The sequence below is a fragment of the Serratia sp. Ser99 genome (assembly GCF_024519545.1).
Classification (GTDB): Bacteria; Pseudomonadota; Gammaproteobacteria; order Enterobacterales; family Enterobacteriaceae; genus Serratia; species Serratia liquefaciens.
The window spans coordinates 106596-132297 of the sequence record NZ_JALJRT010000011.1 but is presented as its reverse complement, the minus strand read 5'-3'; the positions used below and the strand labels follow the sequence as shown (position 1 = coordinate 132297).

23 protein-coding genes are annotated in these 25702 nt (G+C 55.8%); 15 read left to right on the top strand and 8 right to left on the bottom strand.

The features are described from left to right. Positions 1 to 20: 20 nt before the first annotated feature. Both NR114_RS20465 and NR114_RS20460 read right to left on the bottom strand, forming a co-directional pair. Complete coding sequence (locus NR114_RS20465) at positions 21 to 572, bottom strand: fimbrial protein (protein ID WP_048760457.1); 552 nt, start codon at positions 570 to 572, stop codon at positions 21 to 23. 88 nt (positions 573 to 660) lie between these two features. Then, positions 661 to 1191 carry a fimbrial protein gene (locus NR114_RS20460; protein WP_020837413.1) on the bottom strand — a complete coding sequence of 177 codons (531 nt, stop codon included), beginning with the start codon at positions 1189 to 1191 and terminating at the stop codon, positions 661 to 663. A 763-nt stretch (positions 1192 to 1954) separates the two neighbouring features. Here NR114_RS20460 and NR114_RS20455 point away from each other — a divergent pair. From NR114_RS20455 to fetB, 5 genes are all read left to right on the top strand, one after another. Next, a complete protein-coding gene (locus tag NR114_RS20455; protein ID WP_020837412.1) occupies positions 1955 to 2368 on the top strand; it encodes a hypothetical protein in 414 nt (137 codons plus the stop codon). A 2-nt stretch (positions 2369 to 2370) separates the two neighbouring features. Continuing rightward, positions 2371 to 3537, top strand: a complete 1167-nt coding sequence (locus NR114_RS20450; RefSeq protein ID WP_129982647.1) for an FKBP-type peptidyl-prolyl cis-trans isomerase N-terminal domain-containing protein — start codon at positions 2371 to 2373, stop codon at positions 3535 to 3537. 15 nt (positions 3538 to 3552) lie between these two features. After that, positions 3553 to 3834, top strand: a complete 282-nt coding sequence (locus tag NR114_RS20445; RefSeq protein ID WP_041415077.1) for a FaeA/PapI family transcriptional regulator — start codon at positions 3553 to 3555, stop codon at positions 3832 to 3834. A gap of 184 nt (positions 3835 to 4018) precedes the next feature. Beyond that, positions 4019 to 4696, top strand: a complete 678-nt coding sequence (fetA, locus tag NR114_RS20440; protein ID WP_020837409.1) for an iron ABC transporter ATP-binding protein FetA — start codon at positions 4019 to 4021, stop codon at positions 4694 to 4696. Beyond that, a complete protein-coding gene (gene fetB, locus NR114_RS20435; RefSeq protein ID WP_020837408.1) occupies positions 4683 to 5456 on the top strand; it encodes an iron export ABC transporter permease subunit FetB in 774 nt (257 codons plus the stop codon). Before fetA ends, fetB begins: the two co-directional genes overlap by 14 nt. Before the next feature lie 67 nt (positions 5457 to 5523). Here the strand turns inward: fetB and NR114_RS20430 are convergent, their stop codons facing one another. Beyond that, positions 5524 to 6360, bottom strand: a complete 837-nt coding sequence (locus NR114_RS20430; RefSeq protein ID WP_020837406.1) for a TIM barrel protein — start codon at positions 6358 to 6360, stop codon at positions 5524 to 5526. A gap of 46 nt (positions 6361 to 6406) precedes the next feature. After that, entirely contained in the window at positions 6407 to 7834 is a 1428-nt protein-coding gene (locus NR114_RS20425; protein ID WP_234529247.1) for a sugar porter family MFS transporter, read from the bottom strand. A gap of 553 nt (positions 7835 to 8387) precedes the next feature. Between NR114_RS20425 and NR114_RS20420 the strand changes: the two genes are divergently transcribed. Both NR114_RS20420 and iolB read left to right on the top strand, forming a co-directional pair. Then, on the top strand, positions 8388 to 9893 hold the full coding sequence (locus tag NR114_RS20420; protein ID WP_020837402.1) for a CoA-acylating methylmalonate-semialdehyde dehydrogenase: 1506 nt from the start codon (positions 8388 to 8390) through the stop codon (positions 9891 to 9893). Between the two features lie 178 nt (positions 9894 to 10071). Then, entirely contained in the window at positions 10072 to 10893 is an 822-nt protein-coding gene (iolB, locus tag NR114_RS20415) for a 5-deoxy-glucuronate isomerase (protein ID WP_234529246.1), read from the top strand. A 45-nt stretch (positions 10894 to 10938) separates the two neighbouring features. On the opposite strand, the gene NR114_RS20410 is transcribed toward iolB, so the two are convergent. Together NR114_RS20410 and iolC are read right to left on the bottom strand one after the other, a co-directional pair. Then, the gene (locus NR114_RS20410) at positions 10939 to 11775 is read right to left on the bottom strand and encodes a MurR/RpiR family transcriptional regulator (protein WP_020837400.1); all 837 of its coding nucleotides are present in this window, start codon (positions 11773 to 11775) and stop codon (positions 10939 to 10941) included. 196 nt (positions 11776 to 11971) lie between these two features. Then, positions 11972 to 13900: a 5-dehydro-2-deoxygluconokinase gene (iolC, locus tag NR114_RS20405; RefSeq protein WP_122080410.1), complete on the bottom strand. Its 1929-nt coding sequence runs from the start codon at positions 13898 to 13900 to the stop codon at positions 11972 to 11974. A gap of 534 nt (positions 13901 to 14434) precedes the next feature. Here iolC and iolD point away from each other — a divergent pair. From iolD to iolE, 4 genes are all read left to right on the top strand, one after another. Then, positions 14435 to 16375, top strand: coding sequence for a 3D-(3,5/4)-trihydroxycyclohexane-1,2-dione acylhydrolase (decyclizing) (gene iolD / locus NR114_RS20400; protein WP_256814514.1), 1941 nt, complete (start codon positions 14435 to 14437; stop codon positions 16373 to 16375). 64 nt (positions 16376 to 16439) lie between these two features. Further along, positions 16440 to 17453 carry a Gfo/Idh/MocA family protein gene (locus tag NR114_RS20395; protein WP_256814513.1) on the top strand — a complete coding sequence of 338 codons (1014 nt, stop codon included), beginning with the start codon at positions 16440 to 16442 and terminating at the stop codon, positions 17451 to 17453. Between the two features lie 39 nt (positions 17454 to 17492). Continuing rightward, on the top strand, positions 17493 to 18377 hold the full coding sequence (locus NR114_RS20390) for a sugar phosphate isomerase/epimerase family protein (RefSeq protein WP_044554812.1): 885 nt from the start codon (positions 17493 to 17495) through the stop codon (positions 18375 to 18377). 60 nt (positions 18378 to 18437) lie between these two features. Continuing rightward, the gene (gene iolE / locus NR114_RS20385) at positions 18438 to 19334 is read left to right on the top strand and encodes a myo-inosose-2 dehydratase (RefSeq protein ID WP_115060756.1); all 897 of its coding nucleotides are present in this window, start codon (positions 18438 to 18440) and stop codon (positions 19332 to 19334) included. Positions 19335 to 19394: 60 nt separating this feature from the next. On the opposite strand, the gene NR114_RS20380 is transcribed toward iolE, so the two are convergent. After that, on the bottom strand, positions 19395 to 20573 hold the full coding sequence (locus NR114_RS20380) for a P1 family peptidase (RefSeq protein WP_256814512.1): 1179 nt from the start codon (positions 20571 to 20573) through the stop codon (positions 19395 to 19397). Next, a complete protein-coding gene (locus tag NR114_RS20375; RefSeq protein WP_046372450.1) occupies positions 20570 to 21088 on the bottom strand; it encodes a GNAT family N-acetyltransferase in 519 nt (172 codons plus the stop codon). The genes NR114_RS20380 and NR114_RS20375 overlap by 4 nt, the downstream gene beginning before the upstream one ends. A 386-nt stretch (positions 21089 to 21474) precedes the next feature. Between NR114_RS20375 and NR114_RS20370 the strand changes: the two genes are divergently transcribed. From NR114_RS20370 to gntK, 4 genes are all read left to right on the top strand, one after another. Beyond that, positions 21475 to 22170, top strand: coding sequence for a pirin family protein (locus NR114_RS20370; protein ID WP_020837391.1), 696 nt, complete (start codon positions 21475 to 21477; stop codon positions 22168 to 22170). 131 nt (positions 22171 to 22301) lie between these two features. After that, the gene (gene gntR, locus NR114_RS20365) at positions 22302 to 23297 is read left to right on the top strand and encodes a gluconate operon transcriptional repressor GntR (protein WP_020837390.1); all 996 of its coding nucleotides are present in this window, start codon (positions 22302 to 22304) and stop codon (positions 23295 to 23297) included. Positions 23298 to 23662: 365 nt separating this feature from the next. Further along, the gene (gene gntT / locus NR114_RS20360) at positions 23663 to 24979 is read left to right on the top strand and encodes a gluconate transporter (RefSeq protein WP_046372451.1); all 1317 of its coding nucleotides are present in this window, start codon (positions 23663 to 23665) and stop codon (positions 24977 to 24979) included. A gap of 185 nt (positions 24980 to 25164) precedes the next feature. Continuing rightward, the gene (gntK, locus tag NR114_RS20355) at positions 25165 to 25692 is read left to right on the top strand and encodes a gluconokinase (protein WP_256824849.1); all 528 of its coding nucleotides are present in this window, start codon (positions 25165 to 25167) and stop codon (positions 25690 to 25692) included. The last annotated feature ends 10 nt before the right edge of the window (positions 25693 to 25702 follow it).

Sequence of the window (25702 nt, the reverse complement as noted above, 5' to 3'; positions counted from 1 at the left end):
CCCGCCTAACGAGGCGTTACTTACAGATAAGACAGGGTGAATTTCGCCAGTGAGCTGAATCCGCCGGCCCTGGCCCTGTCGGGATGAATGCGTAACTGAGCGCCAAAGCGCAGCGTGTTGTCGCCGGCGACAATCTGGTAATCCGCGGTGGTACTGCCCAGCGGTATCTGAACGCCGTTGGCGGTCAGTAGCTCAATAGCCACGCCCTGGGCTTCGCCATAAACCCCCAAGAGATCGGGATCTCGGCTGTCGGCGATGCCGTTGAAAGTGACGGTGGCCGCGCGGTAGATAAAGTCGGGTTTCACGATGCTGGCCAATTCGCAGTTCACCAGCTTGATCTCAAAGTTGCGGCGGCTGCCGATCAGTACCGGTTGCGTATCCAATGCCGCATCGGTCATCGAGATCAGGCCGAAATCAACGGTCTGGTCCAGGCTTTCGCTGGCAATCCCGCAGGGGGTTTCGACGATCTCGCCACCCAGGTTGAGTGTGCCGTGGCCCTGATTTTTCGCCGTCGCCTCTGCGCTGCAAAGGCTGAGCGCGATAAGCAGTACGCCCGAAATCCGGTTTGTCATGCTGGCGTCTCCCTGTAGCCGTTGGTCCCGTTACCCAATGTCCGTGCAGGTAAAACGGGGACACCAAAGTGGCGTCCCCGAGGGGGGATTACAGGTAAGCCAGTGTGAAGTTTGCAACGCTGGTGAATTCGCCTGGGACCACGGCGCCAGAAGCGCTGCTGCCTTGCAGATAAGCGGCGAATTTCAGGGAGTTATTACCTTCGGTCAGACCCTGACCATCGGTTGCGGTGCCCAGTTCAACGTCTTTGGAATGCAGGTTGTCATAGATTCTGATGCCAGCGCCGGTTGCGGTGCCGCTCAGTGCCAGCAGTTTGCTGTTATCTGGATCCGGCGTACCGGTGAAGGTCACCTGGACGTTCTTCATGGTCGCAATAGAGCAATCTTTCAGTTCGATGCTGAATGGCTCAGAGCTGGATTTGCCTTCTTTAGCCAGCAGACGGCTGCTGATTTGGCCCATAGGGACAGTTTGATCAACAGATTCCGGTGCTACGCTGCATGGCGCATCAATAATTTCACCGGTAAAAGTGACTTTACCGCTGCCCTGGTTAGATGCGGCGTGAGCAACAGATGCAGAAGCGAAAGCAATCACGGTTGCCAGCATTAATTTATTCAGTTTCATTTCTCAAGTTCCTGTAGAGAGTATTTAAATAAAAAGAACAGCACATCTAAATCCCCCACAACAGCGGCAACGTCATGTCGCCGACGCCGTAGTTGGAGCCAGATCCTTTTGCTCTGGGCAATACGCCACCCTCCGTTATTCATGAGTGAATAACGAAATATTTTGGAAGTCGTACAAGCGAAATCCATAAAAGAAAAATAGGTATATCACCATAGCGTCTTGCTGGGATTATTCTTGCAAATAATAGGTGCGGTTGGAAATAGCTTTTATTAAGTTAAGTCAAATACAGAATATAAAACCAAAAGGAAAAAGAAATATATATAATTGAAAATCAATAGATCGTATACAAATATTATCCAGAATAAATGACTATATAAATGGCAATATGCGAGATATTAGATCGCCAGAATTAGTGTTCGCACTACAATTAGCAATATTGTTTTGATAATATCGCCCTCAGACAGCAGATGATGAATTCTGCGCGTTAATCGCGGGTAAAAAGTTAACTCTTTGTTTTTATGGGTGAACGCGCCGGTAATACTGGCCTGGGATGTGACTTTCATTCATTGTGGCTACGATAATTTCTTTTTGAGTTTTAACAAAAACATAACAATACAGATGTGTATCGGATTATTACCAATACCCAACTGTTATTGTGCGTTTTTGTTATTTAACTCGTTAGGATTAATCAGAAGCAGTCAGATAAAGCAGGGCTTCGCGACATAATAATGACCTAAGTGATAATTAAGGGATGATAAACGGAATGATTACCATAATTAATGATTCAACTCGCCGTTCCGCCGTCGCTACGGCGCTGATGATAATGTCCTGTTTACTGCTGTCCGGTTGCGTAGGAAAAAATGGCACCGGCACGGTTGCCATGAAAAAAGTTTCACAGAGTAATCCTAAGGAAAACACTGATGAGCAACGGATCGCGCTTTGTCAGCAACGGGTCAACTCACTTAAGAATATTAATCCGCAAAGCTATCAGAAACGGATTGCTTATTTTAACGGGCTGTTGTCCAACGCCTCGGGATATGCCGGCATTCGCAGTAATGTCGATGAAAGCACCCGTAAAGCCATAGATGCGCTTTATAAATATAAAACCGAGAAATTCTGCGCCGACGTTGAGCATGAGCTGATGTCCGATCTGTCGAGCCGGGTGGAGAGCCTGTAATCATGAGAAGGTATGCGGAAGGAGCCGCTGCTTTGCTGCTGTTGTTGGTATGGGGCGCTGCATCGGCGGCAGAGATTGCACCTGGCAAGGATGACGGCATTCCCGCATTGCTGAAATTTGCCGAGCAACAGCAGGCGGTGCCGGTGGTGGAAAGTGCACCTGCAGCGCCTCAGCCGGTGACTGCCAAGCCCAAACCCGCCGCTGTTACGCGCGGAGACAACGCCCGTCTGACTGCGCTGAATCAGGCCCTGCAACGGCAAGCCGAAACCATCCGCCAATTGGAACAGCAGCTGGCGGCTCAGGCTCAACCGGCGGCGCCAGCCCCCAAGGCAACACCCAAACCGGACCCGATTGATATCCGGCCGCTGGTGGCCGCGTTAAAAGGGATCCGTAAGGCCATCGCCACGCCGCCAGACTTGATCGCCATGGCGGCGGCTCTGGCACGACAGCAGCGGATCGTCACGCAGCAAGAGCAGCAGTTGCAGCAGCTCAACCGTCAGCTAGCCGCGCAGCGACAACCGCCGGAGCTGGCCAGCGATGCCGATAAGCAGGCCTACGCCGCCGGGGTTTCGCTGGGGCGTGACATTCTGCATTTACAGGAAGAGAACCGCCGCTTGGGAATTGAAGCCGATCGCCCGCGCTTGCTGGCGGGCATTGCCGATACGCTGGCGGGGCAGCAACGGTTGGATGATGCCGCCATCGACAGCGCGCTAAAGGCCGCAGACGCTGCCTTGCAGCAGGCCCAACAGCAGCGACAGCAGGCGATACGGGGGGAGGGTAAAACCTACCTCGCCGATTTCGCCAAGCAGCCTGGCGTGCAAAAAGATGCGCTCGGTTTTTATTACCGTGTGGACTATGCCGGCAGCGGGCAGATAAACGCCAATGACAACGTCGATATCGTGGTACGCGAGAGCTTGCCCAATGGGCAAGTGATCAAGGATATGGACTTGGCCGGCACCACTATCTCTTTGCCTTTGTCGCAATATCCACCGCTGTTTCGCGCCGCCATCGGCAAATTGAACAAGCATGGGTCCATGACGCTGGTGGTGCCGCCAGTTCTGGCATACGGCGACAAAGGAAGCCCGCCCGCAATCCCCCCGGGCGCCACGATGATTTACACCTTGCGCGTGGCCGACGTGCTGCCGCAGGACAGGAGCAGGCAAAAGTAACCCAAGGAGTACGCGATGGCCAAGGCGCCGATAACATATGAAATCAGGAAGTCACATATGCTAAACGTGTTACGAAAACTCTGTATGGAGCGTGCGTCGGGTGCAGGGGAACATCACCCTCCGGCACCGGAACACTGGCCTAAAACCAGGGAGCTGGCTGACAAATGCGGTGAAAATATTTACACCACGCGCACGCTGTTATTGGCATTGGAAAAAGAGGGTAAAGTTCGTTGTACTCATCGCAGCATCAATAATTCGTTACGCTGGTATATTTGTGCATCACCCAAAAAAATGTAATTCCTTTCCTGTTTCGTCATTTTGACTACCCTTCACAGCGGATCAACACAGGGCTGACGGAGCGAAAAGCGCCTCAGCCCGACTCCTTTGTTACGACTAATGACCAGCCATTGGCAGTGCAATTTTTGAGGCCGTATACTGAGGGTCTGGGTGCAAATATTTTCATGATGGATGCGTGCTTATAATGAAGGAAAGCAAAGAAATACTGTTATTGGATGATATTCATTATCAAATAGACGAGCAGGTTATTTTAGATTCCGTGTCTTTCGGTCTGAATCAGGGCGAATTTAAACTGATTACCGGCCCGTCTGGCTGCGGAAAAAGTACCCTGCTAAAAATCGTATCTTCCTTGATCGACCCAACCCGTGGAAAAATTATCTTTGCCGGTAAGGCCATTACCGATATACCGCCGGAAGAGTACCGTCAACAGGTGTCATACTGTTTTCAAACCCCTTCGCTGTTTGGCGACAGCGTGTATGACAATATCGCGTTGCCCTACCAGATTCGCAAACAAAAACCGGACAGGAAAAAGATGCAGGCCGACCTGGTACGCTTTGGGCTAGCGGAAAATATGCTGGATAAAAGCGTTAACGAATTATCGGGCGGCGAGAAGCAGCGAATTTCGTTGATCCGTAACCTGCAGTTTATGCCCAAGGTTCTGTTATTGGATGAGATCACCAGTGCGCTGGATGAAGATAATAAACGCAACGTTAATGAAATTATTCATCAACTGGTCGCGCAGCATGGCGTCGCGGTGTTGTGGGTTACGCATGATAAAGATGAAATCAAACATGCGGATGATGTGATTACTTTGAGTGCGCATGGCGCTCGGGCACAGGAGACGACCAATGAACCAGCATAACATCAGCAATGAATCTTTGGCTTTGTCGATGGTATTGGTGATTATTGCTATTTTAATCAGCCATAAAGAAAAGCTGGCGCTGGAAAAAGACATTATCTGGAGTATTTGCCGGGCGGTGGTGCAGTTGATCATTGTCGGCTACGTGCTGAAATACATTTTTGATGTAAATAACGCCATTCTGACGGTGCTGATGGTGCTGTTTATCTGCTTTAACGCCGCCTACAACGCGCAAAAGCGCAGTAAATATATCGATCACGCATTTATGACGTCGTTTATTGCCATAACCACCGGCGCGGTATTAACGTTGGCGGTGCTGGTACTGACCGGTTCGATTGAGTTTACCCCAATGCAGGTGATCCCGATTTCCGGCATGGTGGCCGGCAATGCGATGGTGGCAGTTGGCCTGTGCTACAACAACCTGGGGCAGCGTTTCAAAAGCGATCAGCAGAAGATTCAGGAGATGCTGAGCCTGGGCGCCTCGCCGAAGTTTGCTTCGGCGGCGCTGATCCGCGACAGTATCCGTGCTTCGTTGATCCCTACGGTGGACTCTGCCAAAACCGTGGGGTTGGTCAGCCTGCCGGGTATGATGTCGGGTCTGATCTTCGCCGGTATCGATCCGGTCAAAGCGATTAAGTACCAGATTATGGTGACTTTCATGCTGTTGTCGACCGCCAGCCTGTCGACCATCATCGCCTGCTACCTGGCCTACCGGAAGTTCTACAACGAGCGCCATCAGCTGGTGGTCAGCACGTTGAAATAATCTGGAGAAATAAGGGTAGGGGCGCCCGGTTAAATCAGGGGCGAGCATGCTCGCCCCTTTGCGGCCGCTACCCTTGCAGCAGAGCGATGCTCTGACGGATTTCACGTTCTATATCCGCTGCCGTCCAGCTGTCCAGTTGCGACGAAAACGGCTCGAAGGCGTAAATGCCGGTGTAGCCCAGGCGCTCCAGATCCTGCACCTGCTTTTTGCTCTCCAGCCGATCTTTATCGCTCAGCATGATGCGTTCTTCGTCGCTTAATGCGCTTTTAGCACGCAGATCTTCCACCCCGGAAAGGTGCACCAGCCCAATGCCGTCGATCTGAATTTGCGCATCAAATTCAGGCTGCGTTACGTCGCTTAAATAGTGGTGGAAGGTATCCAGCACGATTTTGTACGGCGCGCCAGAATCCCGGATCAGGGACTGCGTCAGCAGCGATGAGCGCAGTGAGCTGATACCGAACCCCAACGGCTCTACATAGCCCTGTACACCGTATTGCCTGAACAGCGGAGCCAGCAGCTTAAGGGCCGCCAGCGTGTCTGTTTTTTTCTGCTCTTCGCTGCGGTTATCGCCCGCGCTGCAATGCGGGCACAGCACCAGCGCCTTGCTGCGGATTGCCTGAGCTTGTGACAACAGCGCCTCGGCGTTTTTCAGCAACGCGGCTTGATCGTCCAGCAGGTTAAACATGCCGAGCGCGTTAATGGTGACGATTTCGATACCGTATTTTTCTGCCAACGCATTTAATTGATCGTTGCTCAGGTTATCGGTCACCTTGCCGCTCGGCATATCGTTGCGTAGCTCTACTTTGTTGAGCCCGCACTTTTTCACCAGGCTGAAAAACTGTTCCAAATCGAGATTTGGCGCGATCTTGCGGTTGATGCAAAAACGGTCTGGCGCAATGGTCATGATGCATTACTCCTGAATGAGTTGATAAAGCCTGATATTTACAGGTCTATAGCGGCGTGCGTTGTATTTCGGGTTGAGGTTGGCGATAGCGTTTTGCCATGACCACGTCCTCCATTTTTTCCAGCGATACCCCTCGTGTTTCAGGAATATAGCGGCCGATAAACCAGTAACTGAACAGGCAGCAGACGGCGAACACCCACATCGGGAAGGCACCGTGGAAGCTTGAGAACAGATAAGGGTTATCGTTGATCATCGGGAAGGTCTGAGACACGACAAAGTTGGCCAGCCACATACAGCCGACGGCGATGCTCATGCCCTGAGAGCGTATGCGATTGGGGAAGATTTCTGACACCAGGACCCAGGCGCCCACGCCCCACGACAGCGCATAGAACACCATAAAGAACAGCATGCCAAACAGCGCGAAGTAGCCGGTGGCCTCGGTATAGAGCGCATAGGAGGTGATCAGCAGGCCGGCGATGACGCCCAGCGTACCCCAACGCATCAGTGGGATGCGGCCCATGCGATCCATCAACATGGCACCGATGACGGAACCGACCAGCTGCATCACGCCGATCCAGATGGTTTGGAACAGCGCTTCCTGCGCGTTTACGGTGACGGTTTTCAGCACCACCGGCGCGTAATACATCATTACGTTAACCCCGGTGACCTGCTGCAGCATGGCGATCATGCAGCCAACGAACAGAATGAAGCGTACCCGTTTATCGGCATAGCTGAGTTTTTTCTGGCTGGCTTGCTGATCCTGTTTTATCGAGTCTTTGATTTCCTGCAGCACTTTTTTCGCATGTTCGGCGTTGGACACTTTGGTCAGCATCGCCAGCGCCTGATCGTCCCGGCCGACCATCACGCTCCAGCGTGGCGACTCTGGAATGATAAATACCAAAATGCAAAACAGGATGCAGGGCAGCACGCCGGAGGCGAACATCCAGCGCCAGCCCATCTCCACCAGCCAGGCTTCACTGGCGATGCTGGCGATTTTGAAGTTAACGTAGAAGATCACGATTTGGCCGAACACGATGGCGAATTGCTGCATGCTGAGCGCACGGCCGCGCATGTCTTTGGGTGAGACTTCCGACATGTACATCGGCGAAACGGTCGCGGCGATACCCACCGCCAAACCGCCGATAATGCGGTAAATCACAAACCAGGTGAAAGTTGGCGCCAGTGAAGAACCCACTGCCGAAATTGTGAACAGCACTGCCGCCAGCATCAGGGCCTTCTTACGACCATATCGCCCGGCCAGTGGCCCGGCGGCAAAGGCACCGACCACGCAGCCTATCACCACGTTGGAAACGGCCCAGCCGGTTTCGGCGGGGCTGAGATTAAAATAGGTTTTCAGGGATTCGATCGCGCCGGAGATCACGGCGGTGTCGTAGCCGAACAAAATGCCGCCAAGTGCCGCAATGCCGCATATTCGCAGTATGTACCCGGTATTATGCTTACGCTGAGATGACATGTGTTGCTCCGATTTTTTTCCTGGCTTCCACCCGCGCTGTTGGTTGTAGGGAAGAGGAGGCGGAAGGGGTTGGACCCTGCCTGTCATTAAGGCGGTGATAGTCGAATTAACGCTTCGGTAAACAAGAACATTTATTTCATAATTAGTGAATAATGAAATATTGATTTTTAGATCCAGTTCAAAAAAAACCGCAAATGCCCCTCAAGCGTTACCGCGCGATCCTTTAGCGTCTGGCCGGGTCGTCTTTCCCCGTGGGCTGCCTGTTTCTGTATAAAAGTCAGGGCTAATTCCCTGCCGTTAGCACGTGAACACAGGGACCGCTTTTTTTCCTTCATGTAATGGCCTTGCACGGTGACGTGGCAAAACTGCGACCTTCCGCACTAAAAACAAATTTTCTAAAATAATTTATTTGAAACTTTTTTTTCAATGAAATAGAGTTTGCTTCATCCGGTCAGGATTTAGCCTGCTTGCGGGCAGTCTCCGGCAAGCGGTGTGATGAAAACGCTACGGCCGCAGACGGTCAGGCGACAGCGGACTTAAAAGAGGGTGAGACATGAAAACCGTGGGTAACTTTATTGGCGGGCAGGTGTGCCTGAGCAGCAGCAATCAAACCGTCGACGTGCATAATCCGGCTTCCGGGCAGGTTGAACGCCGCGTGACGCAGAGCACTGCCGCCGAGGTGAAGCAGGCCATTGACGTGGCCCACCAGGCATTTGCCGACTGGTCGCGCACCACACCGCTGCGCCGTGCGCGCATCATGTTCAATTTTAAGGCGCTGCTGGAACAGCATCGCGACGAGCTGGCGGCGCTGATTGTCAGCGAGCATGGCAAGGTGTATTCCGATGCGCTGGGCGAACTGACCCGCGGCATCGAAGTGGTGGAATTTGCCTGCGGCATTCCACATCTGATCAAGGGCGAATATTCTGCGGACGTCGGCAGCGGCGTTGACAGCTTCTCGCTGATGCAGCCGTTGGGCGTGGTCGCGGGTATCACTCCCTTCAACTTCCCGGCGATGGTGCCGATGTGGATGTTCCCTATCGCGCTGGCCTGCGGCAATACCTTTGTGCTCAAGCCCCCGGCGCTGGTGCCTTCGGCCTCGGTTCGCATGGCCGAACTGCTGAAAGAAGCCGGGCTGCCGGACGGCGTATTCAACGTGGTGCATTGCGCAAACGAAGAAGCCGCGCAGCTGTGCACCGATCCCCACATTCAGGCGGTGAGCTTTGTCGGCTCCTCTGCGGTGGCTGAACATATCTATACTACCGCCAGTGCCCACGGCAAGCGGGTGCAGGCCTTCGGTGCGGCGAAAAACCAGGCCATCATCATGCCTGACGCCGATCTGGACGCGACGGTCAATGCCCTGATGGGCGGCGCATTCGGCTCGGCCGGCGAGCGTTGCATGGCGTTGCCGGTGGCGGTGGTCGTCGGCGACGACACGGCCGATAAACTGATTGCCAGACTGAAGCCGCTGATCGCTCAGCTGCGCGTTGGTCCAGGGCTTAAACAGGGTGGCGAAGAAAACGAGATGGGGCCGCTGGTATCCTCGGCGCATCAGAAGAAAGTCCTGGGTTATATCGATCTGGGCGTGGAAGAGGGCGCTACCCTGGTGGCCGATGGCCGCAACTATCAGGTGGCGGGTTACCCGGACGGCTACTACGTTGGCGGTACCCTGTTTGACCACGTTACGCCGGAAATGCGTATCTATCGTGAAGAGATCTTCGGGCCGGTGTTGGGCATTGTCCGCGTGCCGGACTACCAGACCGCCATCGATACGGTGAATAGCCATGAATTTGGTAACGGCAGCGCTATCTTTACCAGTAACGGTCACTATGCGCGCCAGTTCGTGCAGGAAGTGCAGGCCGGCATGGTGGGGGTCAACGTCCCGGTGCCTGTCCCGATGGCGTTCCACAGCTTTGGTGGCTGGAAGCGCTCGGTGTTCGGTGCATTAAACGTTCACGGTACCGACGGCGTGCGTTTCTACACCCGGATGAAAACCGCCACCGCCCGCTGGCCAACCGGGCAGCAAACGGTGTCTGAATACAGTATGCCGACGCTGGGTTAAGGCACTATACCCGTCGTCTTTCAAGCCGCATCTGTGTTGGCTGCGTGTATTTGGCCCAGTCACCCTGTAGGGGGCGAATAAATTCGCCCCGATTAATGCGGGCGCGGCATGCAGCGCCCCTACGATGATGCAACGCCAATTATTTGGGGTCTATTCATACTTAATTGGGAGAATTACCATGTCTTCATTGCTCGCCAAATGTCAGCAGCCAAATGCCGAGGGGCGCATCCAGCACGTCACCCCGGAGAATGCCGACTGGCGCTTTGTCGGGTTTGACGTCTATCGTCTCGAAGCCGGTCAGTCGCTGCAGTTGGAAAGCGGCGACAAAGAACTGTGCCTGGTGCTGGTCGCCGGTATCGCTTCTGTCGCTACCCTGCGAGCGGAATACCCGAGCATCGGTAAACGGATGAGCCCTTTTGAGCGCACCCCGCCTTATGCGGTGTATGTGCCGCATCACGATCGAATTGAAGTGCGCGCGGAAAGTGCGTTGGAGTTGGCGGTTTGCAGCGCGCCGGGCCACGGGCACCTGCCATCGCGGCTGATCACTCCGGCAGACGTGGGCGTAGAGCGGCGCGGTAAAGGGCGCAATCAGCGTCTGGTACACAATATCTTGCCGGACAGCGCACCGGCCGACAGCCTGTTGGTGGTGGAAGTGTACACGGAAGAGGGCAATACCAGCTCTTACCCTAGCCACAAACACGATCAGGAAGATTCGCCGGATGAAACCTATCTGGAAGAGACTTACTATCACCGGATCCAGCCGGAACAGGGCTTTTGCCTGCAACGGGTCTATACCGACGACAGGTCGCTGGACGAGTGCATGGCGGTCTATAACCGCGACGTGGTCAAGGTGCCGCGCGGCTACCACCCGGTGGCAACGCTGGCCGGTTACGACAACTACTATCTCAACGTGATGGCCGGGCCGGTGCGCCTGTGGAAATTCACCTGGGAAAAAGACCACGCCTGGATTAATAGCGACGGATACCCAGCGGCGAAATAATTCGCATCAGGCCCGGCTAGCCGGGCCTTGTTGATCCTGCACGTATTACTCTTCTTTGGCGTTATTCAGCGCCAGCGAGACCGCCAGGGTTTGCGCCAGACACATAGAGGCGACCTGGGAGCGGAAACCGTCCACCTGCGCTTCGCGCACCACAAAGCACACGTCGCTGAAGGCGGCCAGCGGGCTGACCTGGCTGTCGGTAATGGCAATCTGCTGTGCGCCACGCTTGGCGCCCAACTCCACCAGTTCCAACGCTTCCTGCGCATACGGCGAATAGCTGATGGCGATCACGACGTCATTGGGTTTCACCATGCTGAGTTGCTCGGTAAACATGCCGCCCAAACCGTCGATCAGAAAGGCTCGGCGCTCCAGGTGACGCAAGGCATAGGTGAGGTACGAGGCGACGCTGAATGAGCGACGCAGACCGATCACGTAGATATTTTCGGCGTTGTTCAGCAACTCAACCGCGCGATCCAACTGCTCGGGGCTGGTTTGCATCGCCAGCTGTTGCAGGGCCTGAGCATTGACCATGGTGAAAACGTTAAGAATTTCCGCCGGTTTTTCCGGCGCAACGTTATCGTCGGTAGAGGTCTGGCGAAACAGGCGGGCCCGTTCGGTATAGTTGACCGTTTCTTCCATCAGGTGCTGGCGAAAAACCTGTTTCATTTCGTTGAAACCGCTGAAGCCAAACGCGTTGGCAAAGCGGATCAGGGTCGACGGCGGGACGCTGGCCTGTGCGGCGATGGAGGCGACGGTATCGAAAGCAATGCTGTTACTGTTATCCAAAATGTAACGCGCCACCTGTTTCAAACGCTTGCTCAGCGTTTCATAACGGTGGCGGATCTCGTCCTGTAACAGCGAAAGTTGAGTTGGGTTGTTCATCCATTCGGCTCGCAGTGTGGGCTAAGGCGTATTGGCCTGACGCCTGAATTATTGACAGCTCATTCTAACAGATGGAGCGGAAGTTTCATTTCACCAAAAAGCGATTTATTCGATTGCAAGTTGCGTTACTTCACAGAAAACCGGCAAAAAAATCCCCTTAAAGCGGCGAAAATCGTTTAAGGGGAGGGTTTGTCGATTAAGACGAGTGAGAGGTTGGGCGGTATTGGCGCCAGAAGCCAATCAGCGTCAGGTATTTTTGTTTCACCTGCTCGATTAAGCCGGCGTCATCCAGTTCGCCCTGCAACCAGCGGCGTGAAGGCTGGCCGAAGATGGTGCGGCCGACGGCAAAACCTTTTACCCAACGGGCGTCTGCCGCCGCGGCGAAACCGGCCTTCAGCGTTTCTTCCGGTGAGTCCAGCCCCAGTATCAATACGCCACGGCAGAATGGATCGTTCGCCTCTATCAAAGCCCCCACCCGCTGCCAATTTTCTGCGCTCAGCGGCGGCAATTTCCACCAGTCGGGCTTGATGCCCAGCGTGTAAAAATATTGCAACATCTCCAGATAGTAGCTTTCGGCCTTGTCGGCGTTGCTTTCCGGCAGGATCACCTCCAGCAACAGTTCGTGGCCGGACTTGCAGCAACCGCGATACACGTCGGCAATCAGTTCATCCTGCTCACGACGCAGTTCGGCGGCGTCATGCGGGTGGTAAAACACCAGGCACTTCACCACGTGCTCCTGCGGCCAGTCGATCAGCTGCGAGCCAATATTGCCGTGCTCCAGTCGTAGCGGGCGTGAACTGGGCAGCTCGATCGGTCGGCCAATCCACCAGCCCTGCCCGGTGATGCTGTTCAGCGCCGCCTGCCCATAGGTGGTATCGGCCAGAATGCCGCTGTTGCCCTGCAACCCGGCAACCTCTGCGGCCTGTTGCGCCGCGGTCAGCAGCAGGGTTTTCAGTTTGGGAATGCGTTCCTCGCTGACGTTGGCTTCTCGCGCCATGTCCGCCAGCTGTTTGCGGTGGTCGAAAGCGAACACACACAGCTCCGGCCACTGCTGTTTACGGGTAGTGACCCGGTGCAGATGGTTAAGCCGCGCATCGCGATCCGGACGTTTCACTTCCTGCTCGCGCTGCAGGTAGTCATCCAGTTCCTGCTTGGTCGGCATCGCCGGCGCACAACCGTGACGCGAAACCACCAGTGCGCCGCAGGCATTAGCATAGCGGCAGGCCTGATCCCAACCTTCATCGTTCAGGTAACCGCGCAGCAGGCCGGACATAAAGGCATCGCCCGCACCCAGTACGTTCAGTACCTCAACTCTTACGCCGGAGTGCAGTTTGACCTGCTGCCAGCTTGTCGGGATCTCCGCTTCAAATACCGAACAGCCCTGGGCGCCGCGTTTGCAAACCAGCGTGGCCTGGGTCGCCTTGCGCACGTTTTTCAATGCGGTCAGGGTATCGGTGCTGCCGCCGGCAATATGAAACTCTTCTTCGGTGCCGACGATCAGATCAAAGTGATGCAGCACTTCTTGCAGTTCGCGGGTCACTTTTTCTGACTCGACGAAACGGGTTTCACCGTCGCCCAGCGATGTCAGGCCCCACAGCACCGGCCGATAATCGATATCCAACGCGGTGCGCAGACCGTGGCGTCGGGCGTATTCCAGCGCCTTCAACACTGCCGCGCGGGTGTTCGGATGCGACAGGTGGGTGCCGGTAATGGCCAATGCCCGTGAAGATGCAATGTAGGCCTCGTCGATATCGTCCGGCGTCAACGCCATATCGGCGCAGTTTTCGCGATAGAAAATCAGCGGGAAGGTTTCCTGATCTTTTATGCCGAGGATCACCAGGCCGGTCAGGCGCTGGGGGTCGGTAATCAGGCTTTGGGTGTCGGCCCCAACGCGTTGCAGTTCTTCGCGCAGGAAACGGCCCATATGTTCGTCGCCGACGCGGGCCAGCATGCCGGACTTCAGACCCTGAATGGCCGTGCCGTAAGCCACATTGCCGGAAGAGCCGCCGAGATATTTTGAGAATGTGCTGGCATCTTCCAGGCGTGCGCCGATTTGCTGTGCATAAAAATCGACGGCGATACGCCCGAGACAAATGACATCAAGCTGTTTTTCTTGTGTAGCCATACCCGTTTCCTTCTGTATTAAGCGAAACCCCGACTGCGAAGCATTTTTGGAGTATGAGGAATAAAAATTTCAATTTCAAGATTGAATGAAATTTACACCCCAAAAATGTGATGCATTTAAAACCCCGTTGCTACAACGGTAAAGGGCATCGAAAACCCCGCCCGCCCTGAGGTGAAAACGCCGAGGATCGGCAAGGATATCCTTGGTGTCACAGGCTGATGGTGCCAAGGTTTGCTGTGAGTTCAGGCGGTGTTGGGTGGACGCCTCAACGGGTGAAAGGGTGGCTAAGTCAGTGAATTCTAAAGGCATGGATGAAACGGGGTTTTCATCATTATGGGATCTTTATCGCAAAATGAAATGTTTCTTCTGTAATGTGATTTTATGAAAAATATATTTGTTTATAATCCCAACACGTTTCAGGTTGTCGGCTTAAGCAGGACACAGCGCTTGCTGACGGCGAGTATCACACAGCTTATCTGGTTCGGCATGCAGCTGGTGCCGGCGCGGGCGAGACTAATCTAAAAGGGTGAGTAAATGGGCAAGATCCGGTTAACCATGGCACAGGCACTCGTCAGGTTCCTCGACAACCAGTACCTGTTGGTCGACGGCGTGGAAACCAAATTCGTCAAAGGCATCTTTGCGATTTTCGGCCACGGCAACGTCCTCGGTCTGGGGCAGGCGCTGGAGCAGGACAGCGGTGAGCTGGTGGTGCATCAGGGGCGTAACGAGCAGGGTATGGCCCACGCAGCGACCGGCTTCGCCAAGCAGAAGCTGCGTCAGCAGATCTATGCCTGCACCTCTTCCGTCGGGCCCGGCGCCGCCAATATGATCACCGCCGCCGCGACCGCCACCGCCAACCGCATTCCTTTATTGCTGCTGCCGGGCGATGTTTACGCCTCGCGCCAGCCGGACCCGGTGCTGCAGCAGATTGAACAGTCCTACGATCTCAGCATCAGCACCAATGACGCCTTCCGTGCGGTGAGCAAATACTGGGACCGCATAGTGCGTCCTGAACAGCTGATGAGCGCCTGCATCAATGCGATGCGCGTGCTGACCGATCCGGCGGAAACCGGCGCGGTGACGCTGTGCCTGCCGCAGGACGTGCAGGGCGAAGCCTATGACTACCCGGACTATTTCTTCCAAAAGCGTGTGCATCGGCTCGATCGCCGCCCGGCGACTGCAGGCATGCTGGAGGATGCGTTGGCGCTGCTGACCGCTAAACGTCGCCCGCTGCTGGTGTGCGGTGGCGGGGTGAAATACTCGCAGGCCGGCCAGGCACTGCGTGACTTCGCCGAGCGTTTCCACATCCCGTTTGCCGAAACTCAGGCGGGCAAAGGCACGGTGCCTAGCAGCCATGAATTCAACCTGGGGGGCATCGGTGAAACCGGCTGTCTGGCGGCGAATACGCTGGCCCGTCAGGCCGATCTGGTGATTGGCGTGGGCACCCGTTATACCGACTTCACCACTTCGTCAAAATGGCTGTTCCAGCATCCGGACGTCGATTTCCTCAATATTAACGTCAGCGCTTTTGACGCCGGCAAGCTCGACGGCGTGCAGGTGTTGGCCGATGCCCGCGAAGCGCTGTCCGCACTGAGCGAACGGCTGGCACAGGCAGATTATCGCGCCGGCTGGGGCAATGCCATTGCCGACGCACGCAGCGCGCAACAGCAGGAAACCGCCCGGGTTTATGCGGTGGAATACACCGGAGAAGGTTTTGTTCCTGAAATTGACGACCACCTCGATCGTGACCGCGTGTTTGCCGAATTTATCGAAAAGACCGACTCCTTGTTAACCCAAAGCCGGGTGCTGGGGGTGCTGAACCAGCATCTGCCGCAGGACAGCGTGATCGTCGCCGCCGCGGGCAGCCTGCCGGGTGATTTGCAACGGGTGTGGCACAACCACGGCGAACAGGGTTATCACGTGGAATACGGCTACTCCTGTATGGGCTACGAGGTCAATGCCGCGCTGGGGGTCAAGCTGGCTGAGCCGAACCGCGAGGTGTATGCGATGGTCGGCGACGGCGCCTTTATGATGCTGCATTCCGAACTGGTCACGTCGATTCAGGAAGGCTGCAAAATCAACGTGGTGCTGCTCGACAACATGACCAACGGCTGCATCAACAACCTGCAGATGGAACACGGCATGGACAGCTACACCACCGAGTTCCGCTTCCGCAACCCGCAGGGCGGCAAGCTCGACGGCAATTTGGTGCCGGTCAACTTTGCCATGCTGGCTGCGGCCTACGGTTGCAAGACCTACAGCGTGACCACTGAGCAGCAGCTGATCGAAGCGCTGGCCGATGCCCGTCGGCAAACCGTGTCGACCCTGCTGGACATCAAGGTGCTGCCAAAAACCATGGTGCACAAATATCTCAGCTGGTGGCGCGTGGGCGGTGCCCAGGTTGCCAACAGCGAAAAAATCGTCGCCGTGGCCCGCAAGCTGCAGGAAAACATCGATAAGGCCCGCGACTACTGATCAGGATCCCGTTTGATTACCCAGACCTTGCGTCTGCCGCAACTATTTGAAGAGGATAACGAAAATGACATTGAACATTGGGGTTATTGGCACCGGCGCAATCGGTCGGGATCACATTCGCCGCTGCAGCAAAGTGTTGCAGGGCAGCCGTATCGTGGCGGTCAACGACATCAATCGCGACAGCGCCGCCAAGGTGGTGAGCGACCTGAAGCTGGACGCCAAGGTGTATGACAACGGCCACGATCTGGTCAATGCGGCGGACGTGCAGGCGGTGCTGGTCACTTCCTGGGGCCCGAGTCACGAAGAGTTTGTGTTGGCCGCGATTGCCGCCGGTAAGCCGGTATTCTGTGAAAAGCCGCTGGCGGTTACCGCTCAGGGCTGCAAAAACATCGTCGAGGCCGAAGCGAAACACGGTAAACGTCTGGTGCAGGTCGGCTTTATGCGCCCTTACGATCAGGGTTACCGCGCATTAAAACAGGTGCTGACCAGCGGGCAAATTGGCGAAGCGCTGATGCTGCACTGCGCACACCGCAACCCGACCGTCGGCGAAGCTTACACCACGGATATGGCGATCACCGACACCCTGATCCACGAGATTGACGTGCTGCGCTGGCTGCTGGATGACGACTATGTCTCGGTGCAGGTCGTGTTCCCGCGTAAAAGCCCCAAGGCGTTCCCGCACCTGAAAGATCCGCAAATTGTGCTGTTCGAAACCGCCAAAGGCACGCGCATCGACGTCGAAATTTTCGTTAACTGCCAATACGGCTATGACATCCAGTGTGAGGTGGTGGGTGAAACCGGCATTGCCAAGCTGCCAGAGCCGTCTTCGGTGCAGATGCGCAGCGGCGCCCGACTGTCTACCGAAATTCTGACCGACTGGAAAGACCGCTTTATCGATGCTTATGACGTCGAGCTGCAAGGCTTTATCAATGACGTCTTGGCCGGCAAGCTGACCGGGCCTTCCGCCTGGGATGGTTATGCCGCTTCTGTCACTGCCGACGCCTGCGTGGCCGCGCAACTCAGCGGTGAAATTGTGCCGGTGACCTTGCCGCCGCGCCCGGCTTTTTACGGCAACTGATGAGTTGAGCGCCGCACTTACGTTTAAAGAGGAATGACCATGAAGATCGCTTTTGATGTGGATGTCATCAGGGACCTTGGCATCACCAAAATGGTTGAGCAGGTGGCGGACTGGGGCTATCAGTATATTGAGCAGTCACCACACCCGCAGATCAATCCGTTCTACAAGCATCCGAAAGCCGGGCGCGAAGTGATGGCGGAATACAAAAATGCGCTGAAGGCCACCGGCGTGGAGATTTCCTCGTTTATCGTGGTGTATCGCTGGTCCGGTCCGGGCGAAGATCGCCGCCAGGCGGCGGTCAAAAACTGGCGCCGGATGATTGAAATCGCAGTGGAAATGGGTGTGCAGGTGATCAATACCGAGCTGGCGGGTAACCCCAATGAGCCGGAGATCTGTGAAGAACTGTGGTACCGCTCAATGGAGGAGCTGCTGCCGATTATCGAGCGCGAGGGCATCCGCATGGAAATCCAATCGCACCCGTGGGATTTCTGCGAGCTGAGCAACGAAACCGCCGATATCGTCAAGTCGTTACGCAGCGATCACGTGAAGTATCTCTACAGCGTGCCGCACACCTTCTACTACGACAAAGGCCAGGGTGACGTGGCCGGCATGCTGAAATATGCCGGTGACGATCTCTCGCACGTGTTGATCGCCGACACCATGAACCATACCAAGCACTGCCGCTATATCGTCAACCCGCCGGGTGTAGACGCCGCCGTGCACCAGCATATGGGTATCGGCGAAGGGGAAGTGGATTTCGATGCCCTGTTCCAGACGTTGCGCGATATGGAGTTTGCCAATCGTAATTTTAAGGTGGGCGGCGAATCCATTATCTGCACCTCGCTGTTTGGCTATCCGGAACGAATGAAAACTCAGGCGGTAGCGACCCGAGAGCGCATCGAAAAAGAGCTGTTGGGTAAATAAATTTCTCGGCTGCGTGGGTGTGAAATCACCGGCGTGCTGCTCCTATGATTGAGGCTGAAAATGAATAAAGACAACGTAAAACTGGCCATCGCCCCGATTGGCTGGACCAACGACGACATGCCCGACCTGGGCAAAGAGAACACTTTCCAGCAGTGCGTCAGCGAAATGGCGCTGGCCGGGTTTACCGGCAGTGAAGTGGGCAGCAAGTATCCGCGCGATCCGGCGGTGCTCAAGCCGATGCTGGATATCCGCGGCATTCAAATCTGCAACGCCTGGTTCAGCACCTTCTTCGCCGATGGTCAGAAAGAAAAAACCATTGATGAATTTATTAACCATATGAATTTCCTGCATGCGATGGGCGCCAAGGTCATTGGCTGCTCCGAGCAGAGCAAAAGCATTCAGGGCACCACCAAAGGGGTGTTCGAAGAGAAGCCGTATTTCAGCGATGAAGAGTGGCAGCGAGTGGCCGATGGCTACAATGAGCTGGCCAAGATTGCTTCCGGCAAGGGCATGCAGGTTTGTCTGCACCACCATATGGGTACCGGCATTCAAACTACCGCCGAGATCGACCGTTACATGAGCATGGTGAACGACGACGTCTACCTGCTGTTTGATACTGGCCATGCTTACTATTCAGAAGGCAGCCAGCAGGCGATGATGGCGATACTGGAAAAATACCTGCCGCGTATTAACCATGTGCATCTGAAAGATGTGCGTGACGACGTGGTGGCCGAGGTAAAGGCCAACAAACTCAGCTTCCTCGACGGCGTGAAGAAAGGCACCTTTACCGTGCCGGGTGATGGGGTGATCGACTTCCGTCCGGTGTTTAAACTGCTGGATGAGCGCGGTTACAAAGGGTGGATGGTGGTGGAGGCCGAGCAGGATCCGGCGCTGGCCAACCCGTTTGAGTATGCGGTGAAGGCGCGCCGTTATATTAAAGAGACCGCCGGCATTTAATTCGCAGGCGATCGGCAAGGGGCGCTCGAGTCATCGATGCGCCCTTTTTTATTGGCAACGTCAGGCGAGGGTTTTCCAGGTGGTTACCTGTCCGCCGGGCCATGGGGTCGCCGCATAGACACCACGGGCGATGGCCCGTGCCAGGGTGTCCGCCGCCAGTGCACCTATCTGCAGCACCGCCAGCTCTCGGCTGCCTTGCACCTCACGCTGCCCGGTGGATAAGGCAAACACCACATCGCCGTCGAACGGGCTGTGTAGCGGGCGGATAGCGCGTGCCATGCCGTCCTGCGCCATCATCGCCACGCGTTTCAGCTCCACCCGGGTCAACGCCAGATCGGTGGCGATGCAAGCCAGGGTGGTGTTCTTCCTGCCGCCCGTCGGTTCTTCTGGCATCCAGTCTTCGCCCTGGCCATGCAACTGCGCCAGCGCTGCGGCACCGCCATTGCCAAACTCGCCGTCGATTTCATAAGGCGTCGCCCAGAAGGCACGGGTCCCGGGGGCGACGACCGACCCCAGGCTATTGACCGCCACCAGTGCGCCGACGGTAGCGCCATTCGTCGCCACGATCGACGCCGAACCCAGCCCGCCTTTCAGCTTGCCCATGCCGGTCATGGCACCATAGCCTGCACCCACGGTGCCGAGCGGAAAGTCGAGGCCTGCCTTACCGGCGGCCTCTATCCCCAATTGGCGATAGGGTGGGTCGAGCTGCCAGTTTTTCTCGCCAGCGTTGCTTAGATCATACAGGCAGGCGGTGGGTACGATGGGAGAGACCGGTACACCCGGTGCCGGACGCAGGGCGTAACCACGCCCCTGTTGCCCCAGCCAGGCTGCGACGCCATCTGCCGCCGCCAGGCCATAAACCGAACCGCCGCTCAGCACCAGTGCATCAAGGGTTTGTACCAGATTGTCTTCCCCCAGCGCATCGGTTTCGCGGGTTGCCGGGCCGCCACCGCGCACATCGACGGCGGCGATCGCCGGGCTATCCGGCAGGATCACCGTGGTGCCGGTACGCACCCGGCTGTCCTGAGCGACCCCGACCTTCAGGCCGGGTACGTCGGTAATCAGGTTACGGGCGCCGGTTCGAACGGCGGGAGAACTTGGCATTGCGGCCCCCAGGAAGGTGGTGGGAGAGAGGATGCCGATAGCACCCGTTACGCAGGCCAGCGTTTGCACGAAGGTGCGACGGCTGACGGTGAAGGGGCGGTTTGCCGCCCCTGGTTCACTTTTTATCTCACTCATGAGGCTGATTTTTTCTGCTGTTCACTGCGAAAGCGAGCCATATGGTAAGAATCTACCAGTACGCCGTCGCGCATGGCGTAAGCGCGGCTGGTCCCTTCGATTTCAAAACCGAACTTGCGGTATAGCGCGATGGCCGCCTGATTATCGGTAAATACCGTCAGCTCGATGCGTTCGATGTCTGCCCAATTGTCGCACAGGTCAATCATCGCCTTCATCAGGCTGCTGCCGACACCCTTGCCGTGGTGGTGATCATCGACGCCGATGCCAAAGGTCGCCACGTGGCGGCGGCGCACACGCTGATTCAGCATCACGCTCAACTGACCGACAATCTGTCCGTCGATGCAGGCCACCAGGCTATGAGTGCCCGGTTCGAGGTTGGCGAGGCGCTTGTGCCATAGTTCGACCGACGGTAGCGGAAGATGTAGCGTGTCACGGTAAGCCTTCGGCTGAGAATAGAGTTGATGCAGGGCCTGTGCATCTGCCGTTTCCACGTGACGAACTACGATTTCACTCATTACGCTGCTCCTTTGGCTTACCGGTTGAATAACCTCTGAATTTATCGGTTTATTGTGTCGAGTCAATATTATTCCGGATTGGTTAAAAAAACGCTTTACAGGTGCGAATGATAATGATTATTATTGCGATGCGTTCCGGAGAGAGTATCAACCTTTGATACCCTCGCTGCGAAGGCACGACATTGCTCACATTGCTTCCAAGTATTACTTAGCCAGCTCGGGTGCTGGCTTTTTTTTTGCCTGTTTTCAACTCACCCGCCTTCAACAAATTCCCTGCCAATGGCTTCGCAACTCCATCTAAATTTTTGAACAGAGGGATGAGTTTTTTACGCTTTCATATTCTGCTGCCAGGACTAGACTGTAAAAAACATTGAGGAGAGTTGAATATGATTTATCTACGTAAGGCAGAAGATCGCGGTCATGCCAATCATGGTTGGCTGGATAGCTGGCACACCTTCTCCTTTGCCAACTATTACGATGCCGATTTTATGGGCTTCTCGGCGCTGCGGGTGATCAACGAAGACGTGATCGACGCAGGGCAGGGTTTTGGCACCCACCCACATAAAGACATGGAAATCCTGACCTACGTGCTGAGCGGCACGGTAGAGCATCAGGACAGCATGGGCAATAAAGAGCAGATCCAGGCCGGTGAGTTCCAGATCATGAGTGCCGGCACCGGAGTGCGTCACTCCGAGTACAACGGCAATAACGATCGTCCGTTGCACCTGTACCAGATTTGGATCATTCCCGATCGGGTCGGGCTGGAGCCGCGCTATGAGCAACGCATGTTTGATGCGCCACAGGGCCGCCAACTGGTGTTGTCGCCGGATGCGCGCGACGGTTCACTGAAAGTGTTCCAGGACATGACGCTGTCCCGCTGGGCATTGAAGCAAGACGAACAGGCAGAATGCCCGATTGAAGCCGGTCGTCGCGTGTGGATCCAGGTGGTGCGTGGCAAGGTAGTGGTCAATGGCCAGCAGGCCGGCACCAGCGATGCGTTCGCGGTGTGGGATGAAACTGCGCTGTCGATTCATGCCGATGAAGACAGTGAAATTCTGCTGTTCGATCTGCCACCGGTCTGATAAAGCGGTAAATACTGAGGGCTCACACAGTGAGCCCTTTTTGCGTTGTGACGTCCGATAACCAACAATATCGGCAGCGGTTTTTTTTTGCTAAAATGAGCGCCCATTCACGGTTAGCCAGTTCATTGATAATGAAGAAAAAACGGCCGGTACTTCAAGATGTCGCAGACAAGGTTGGCGTTACCAAGATGACGGTGAGCCGTTATCTGCGTAATCCCGAGCAGGTTTCTGCCATCTTGCAGCAAAAAATTGCCGTCGCGCTGGATGAGCTGGGCTACATTCCCAACCGTGCGCCGGATATCCTTTCCAACTCCACCAGTCGCGCCATTGGCGTATTGCTGCCGTCGTTGACCAACCAGGTGTTCGCCGAAGTGCTGCGCGGCATCGAGAGCGTCACCGATGCGCACAATTATCAGACCATGCTGGCGCACTACGGCTATTTGCCGGAGCGCGAAGAACAGCGCCTGACCTCGCTGCTGTCTTACAACATTGATGGGCTGATCCTGTCTGAACGGCACCATACGCCGCGCACCATGAAGATGATTGAGGTGGCAGGGATCCCGGTTGTCGAACTGATGGACTGCGTTTCACCGTGCATTGACCTGGCCGTGGGGTTTAACAACTTTGAGGCGGCACGCCAGATGACTCAGCAAATCATCGCGCACGGTCATCGCCACGTGGTGTATTTCGGGGCGCGTCAGGATGAACGTACCATTATCAAGCAACAGGGCTATGAACAGGCGATGCGCGAATCCGGTCTCGAGCCGTACAGCGTCATGACTGCGCGTTCGTCGTCCTATTCCGCCGGTGGCGAACTGCTGCGTCAGGCGCAGCGCGATTATCCGCAGATCGACAGTATTTTCTGCACCAACGATGACCTGGCGATTGGCGCGACCTTTGAATGCCAGCGCCAAGGGCTGTCGATCCCCAAAGATATGGCGATTGCCGGTTTCCACGGCCACGATATCGGTCAGGTGATGGTGCCAAAACTGGCGAGCGTCCTGACGCCGCGTGAACGCATGGGGCAGATCGGGGCTGAACGCCTGTTGGCGCGTTTGCGGGGCGAAACGGTCAGCCCGCGCATGGTGGACGTCGGTTTTACCGTGATCCCCGGCGGCAGCATCTGAGCGCTTTTAACTCTTTGTTTCGTCAATTTTAATTTGAAAATCGCGCCGCCCGGCGCGTTTTGCTATTCATCTGTAAGCCCACCGCGTGTTACCCCCGTAAGTTTGATCTCTATCCCAGAACGCGAATTTTAGCCCGTTACCCGGTTCCGACACTGCTGTTGTTACCGGTATCATGATACCGGTAACAACGAGGTCAATGACCTTGTGGCGGCGCGATAGGGTCGCTACAGGGAGAAATAGAACCCTTGACTCAGCACCACCTACAGCTCGTCTTCTAACACCGGGAAGAGCCTAAAAATACAACAAACGCGCGCTTTACGGCCTATCGTAAAGAGAGTCTGCGATAAAAAGGTTGGAGAAAAATTATGCCATTAGTGATTGTTGCAGGCGGCGTCGCGCTGCTGTTGCTGCTGATGATCCGCTTTAAGCTGAACGGCTTTATCTCTCTGGTTCTGGTTGCTCTGGCGGTGGGTATCGCTCAGGGTATGCCAGTCGATAAAGTGATCGGCTCCATCAAGGCCGGCGTGGGCGGCACCCTGGGCAGCCTGGCGCTGATCATGGGCTTCGGCGCCATGCTCGGCAAGCTGCTGGCGGACTGCGGCGGCGCCCAGCGCATCGCCACTACGCTTATCGAGAAGTTCGGTCAAAAATACATTCAATGGGCGGTGGTACTGACCGGTTTTACCGTCGGTTTTGCGCTGTTCTATGAAGTTGGCTTCGTGCTGCTGCTGCCGCTGGTCTTCAGTATCGCCGCGTCTGCACGCGTGCCGCTGCTGTATGTCGGCGTGCCGATGGCGGCTGCGCTGTCGGTGACCCACGGTTTCCTGCCGCCGCACCCTGGCCCAACGGCGATCGCCACCATCTTCCATGCCGATATGGGTAAAACCCTGCTGTACGGCACGCTGCTGGCCATTCCGACGGTGATCCTGGCCGGTCCTGTCTATGCCCGCTTCCTGAAAGGCATCGACAAGCCGGTTCCTGAAGGCCTGTATAACCCAAAAATCTTCACCGAAGAAGAAATGCCAAGCTTTGGCATCAGCGTTGCCACCTCGTTGGTGCCGGTGATCCTGATGGCGCTGCGTGCGGTAGCGGAAATGGTGCTGCCGAAGGGCCATAGCCTGCTGCGCTTTGCCGAGTTCTTCGGCGATCCGGTGATGGCGACGTTGATTGCGGTACTGATCGCTATCTTCACCTTTGGCTTGAACCGCGGCCGTACTATGGATGAAGTGATGGGTACCATCACCGACTCCATCAAAATTATCGCCATGATGCTGTTGATCATCGGCGGTGGCGGTGCGTTCAAGCAGGTACTGGTCGACAGCGGCGTGGAGAAATACATTGCCGCCCTGATGGAAGGCAGCAACGTCTCACCTATTCTGATGGCCTGGTCGATTGCGGCTGCGCTGCGACTGGCGCTGGGTTCCGCTACCGTGGCGGCGATCACCGCCGGCGGCATCGTGGCCCCGTTGATCGCCACTACCGGCGTCAGCCCGGAGCTGATGGTGATCGCGGTCGGTTCAGGCAGCGTGATTTTCTCTCACGTCAACGATCCGGGGTTCTGGCTGTTCAAGGAGTATTTCAACCTGAGCATCATGGAAACCATCAAGTCCTGGTCGGTGCTGGAAACCATCATTTCCGTCTGCGGCCTGGTAGGGTGTTTGCTGCTGGCGACGGTGGTCTAATATTCCTGTCGTTTTTCAGGTTGGCGCAGCGTTGACTGCCACTTGAAATGCAAAGGGAATAGCGAGGTTATCCGGCACCCCGTGGGGGTGTCGGACATTCTTTTTGAGTTTGGGGCGCATTTGATGGCGCAGGCGGCGTAACCCGTTGCCAGAACGTACATCTGACTCCGTAAGGGCATGACATTATGAGTAATCCACAGCACCACGTATTTATTTTGATGGGCGTTTCAGGCAGCGGAAAATCTGCCGTCGCCAGCGCCGTTGCCCATGAATCTCATGCCGCGATGCTGGACGGAGACTACCTGCACCCGCGCGCCAACATTAATAAAATGGCCGCCGGGCATGCGCTGGACGATAACGATCGCGCCCCGTGGTTGGCCGCATTGAATGACGCTATCTTTGCCATGGAACGCACCAATGACGTCTCTCTGCTGGTGTGTTCGGCGCTGAAAAAAAGCTATCGCGACCGCCTGCGTGAAGGCAACCGCAACCTGCATTTCATCTATCTGAAGGGTGACAAGGCGGTGATTGAAGAGCGCCTGAAGCAGCGCAAAGGGCATTTCTTCAAGCCGCAGATGCTGGTTTCCCAATTTGCCACCCTGGAAGAGCCGGGCACGCAGGAGCCGGATGTGCAGGCGATTGATATCGATCAGCCGCTGGATGGCGTAGTCGCCGATACTCTTGCCTATATTCGGCATGTTGCAGCCCAGTAATCCGGGCTGC

Bases quoted from the DNA above. Each gene is read 5' to 3' on its own strand.
- NR114_RS20465 (WP_048760457.1), bottom strand. From the start codon at position 572: ATGACAAACCGGATTTCGGGCGTACTGCTTATCGCGCTCAGCCTTTGC.
- NR114_RS20460 (WP_020837413.1), bottom strand. From the start codon at position 1,191: ATGAAACTGAATAAATTAATGCTGGCAACCGTGATTGCTTTCGCTTCT.
- NR114_RS20455 (WP_020837412.1), top strand. From the start codon at position 1,955: ATGATTACCATAATTAATGATTCAACTCGCCGTTCCGCCGTCGCTACG.
- NR114_RS20450 (WP_129982647.1), top strand. From the start codon at position 2,371: ATGAGAAGGTATGCGGAAGGAGCCGCTGCTTTGCTGCTGTTGTTGGTA.
- NR114_RS20445 (WP_041415077.1), top strand. From the start codon at position 3,553: ATGGCCAAGGCGCCGATAACATATGAAATCAGGAAGTCACATATGCTA.
- fetA (WP_020837409.1), top strand. From the start codon at position 4,019: ATGAAGGAAAGCAAAGAAATACTGTTATTGGATGATATTCATTATCAA.
- fetB (WP_020837408.1), top strand. From the start codon at position 4,683: ATGAACCAGCATAACATCAGCAATGAATCTTTGGCTTTGTCGATGGTA.
- NR114_RS20430 (WP_020837406.1), bottom strand. From the start codon at position 6,360: ATGACCATTGCGCCAGACCGTTTTTGCATCAACCGCAAGATCGCGCCA.
- NR114_RS20425 (WP_234529247.1), bottom strand. From the start codon at position 7,834: ATGTCATCTCAGCGTAAGCATAATACCGGGTACATACTGCGAATATGC.
- NR114_RS20420 (WP_020837402.1), top strand. From the start codon at position 8,388: ATGAAAACCGTGGGTAACTTTATTGGCGGGCAGGTGTGCCTGAGCAGC.
- iolB (WP_234529246.1), top strand. From the start codon at position 10,072: ATGTCTTCATTGCTCGCCAAATGTCAGCAGCCAAATGCCGAGGGGCGC.
- NR114_RS20410 (WP_020837400.1), bottom strand. From the start codon at position 11,775: ATGAACAACCCAACTCAACTTTCGCTGTTACAGGACGAGATCCGCCAC.
- iolC (WP_122080410.1), bottom strand. From the start codon at position 13,900: ATGGCTACACAAGAAAAACAGCTTGATGTCATTTGTCTCGGGCGTATC.
- iolD (WP_256814514.1), top strand. From the start codon at position 14,435: ATGGGCAAGATCCGGTTAACCATGGCACAGGCACTCGTCAGGTTCCTC.
- NR114_RS20395 (WP_256814513.1), top strand. From the start codon at position 16,440: ATGACATTGAACATTGGGGTTATTGGCACCGGCGCAATCGGTCGGGAT.
- NR114_RS20390 (WP_044554812.1), top strand. From the start codon at position 17,493: ATGAAGATCGCTTTTGATGTGGATGTCATCAGGGACCTTGGCATCACC.
- iolE (WP_115060756.1), top strand. From the start codon at position 18,438: ATGAATAAAGACAACGTAAAACTGGCCATCGCCCCGATTGGCTGGACC.
- NR114_RS20380 (WP_256814512.1), bottom strand. From the start codon at position 20,573: ATGAGTGAGATAAAAAGTGAACCAGGGGCGGCAAACCGCCCCTTCACC.
- NR114_RS20375 (WP_046372450.1), bottom strand. From the start codon at position 21,088: ATGAGTGAAATCGTAGTTCGTCACGTGGAAACGGCAGATGCACAGGCC.
- NR114_RS20370 (WP_020837391.1), top strand. From the start codon at position 21,475: ATGATTTATCTACGTAAGGCAGAAGATCGCGGTCATGCCAATCATGGT.
- gntR (WP_020837390.1), top strand. From the start codon at position 22,302: ATGAAGAAAAAACGGCCGGTACTTCAAGATGTCGCAGACAAGGTTGGC.
- gntT (WP_046372451.1), top strand. From the start codon at position 23,663: ATGCCATTAGTGATTGTTGCAGGCGGCGTCGCGCTGCTGTTGCTGCTG.
- gntK (WP_256824849.1), top strand. From the start codon at position 25,165: ATGAGTAATCCACAGCACCACGTATTTATTTTGATGGGCGTTTCAGGC.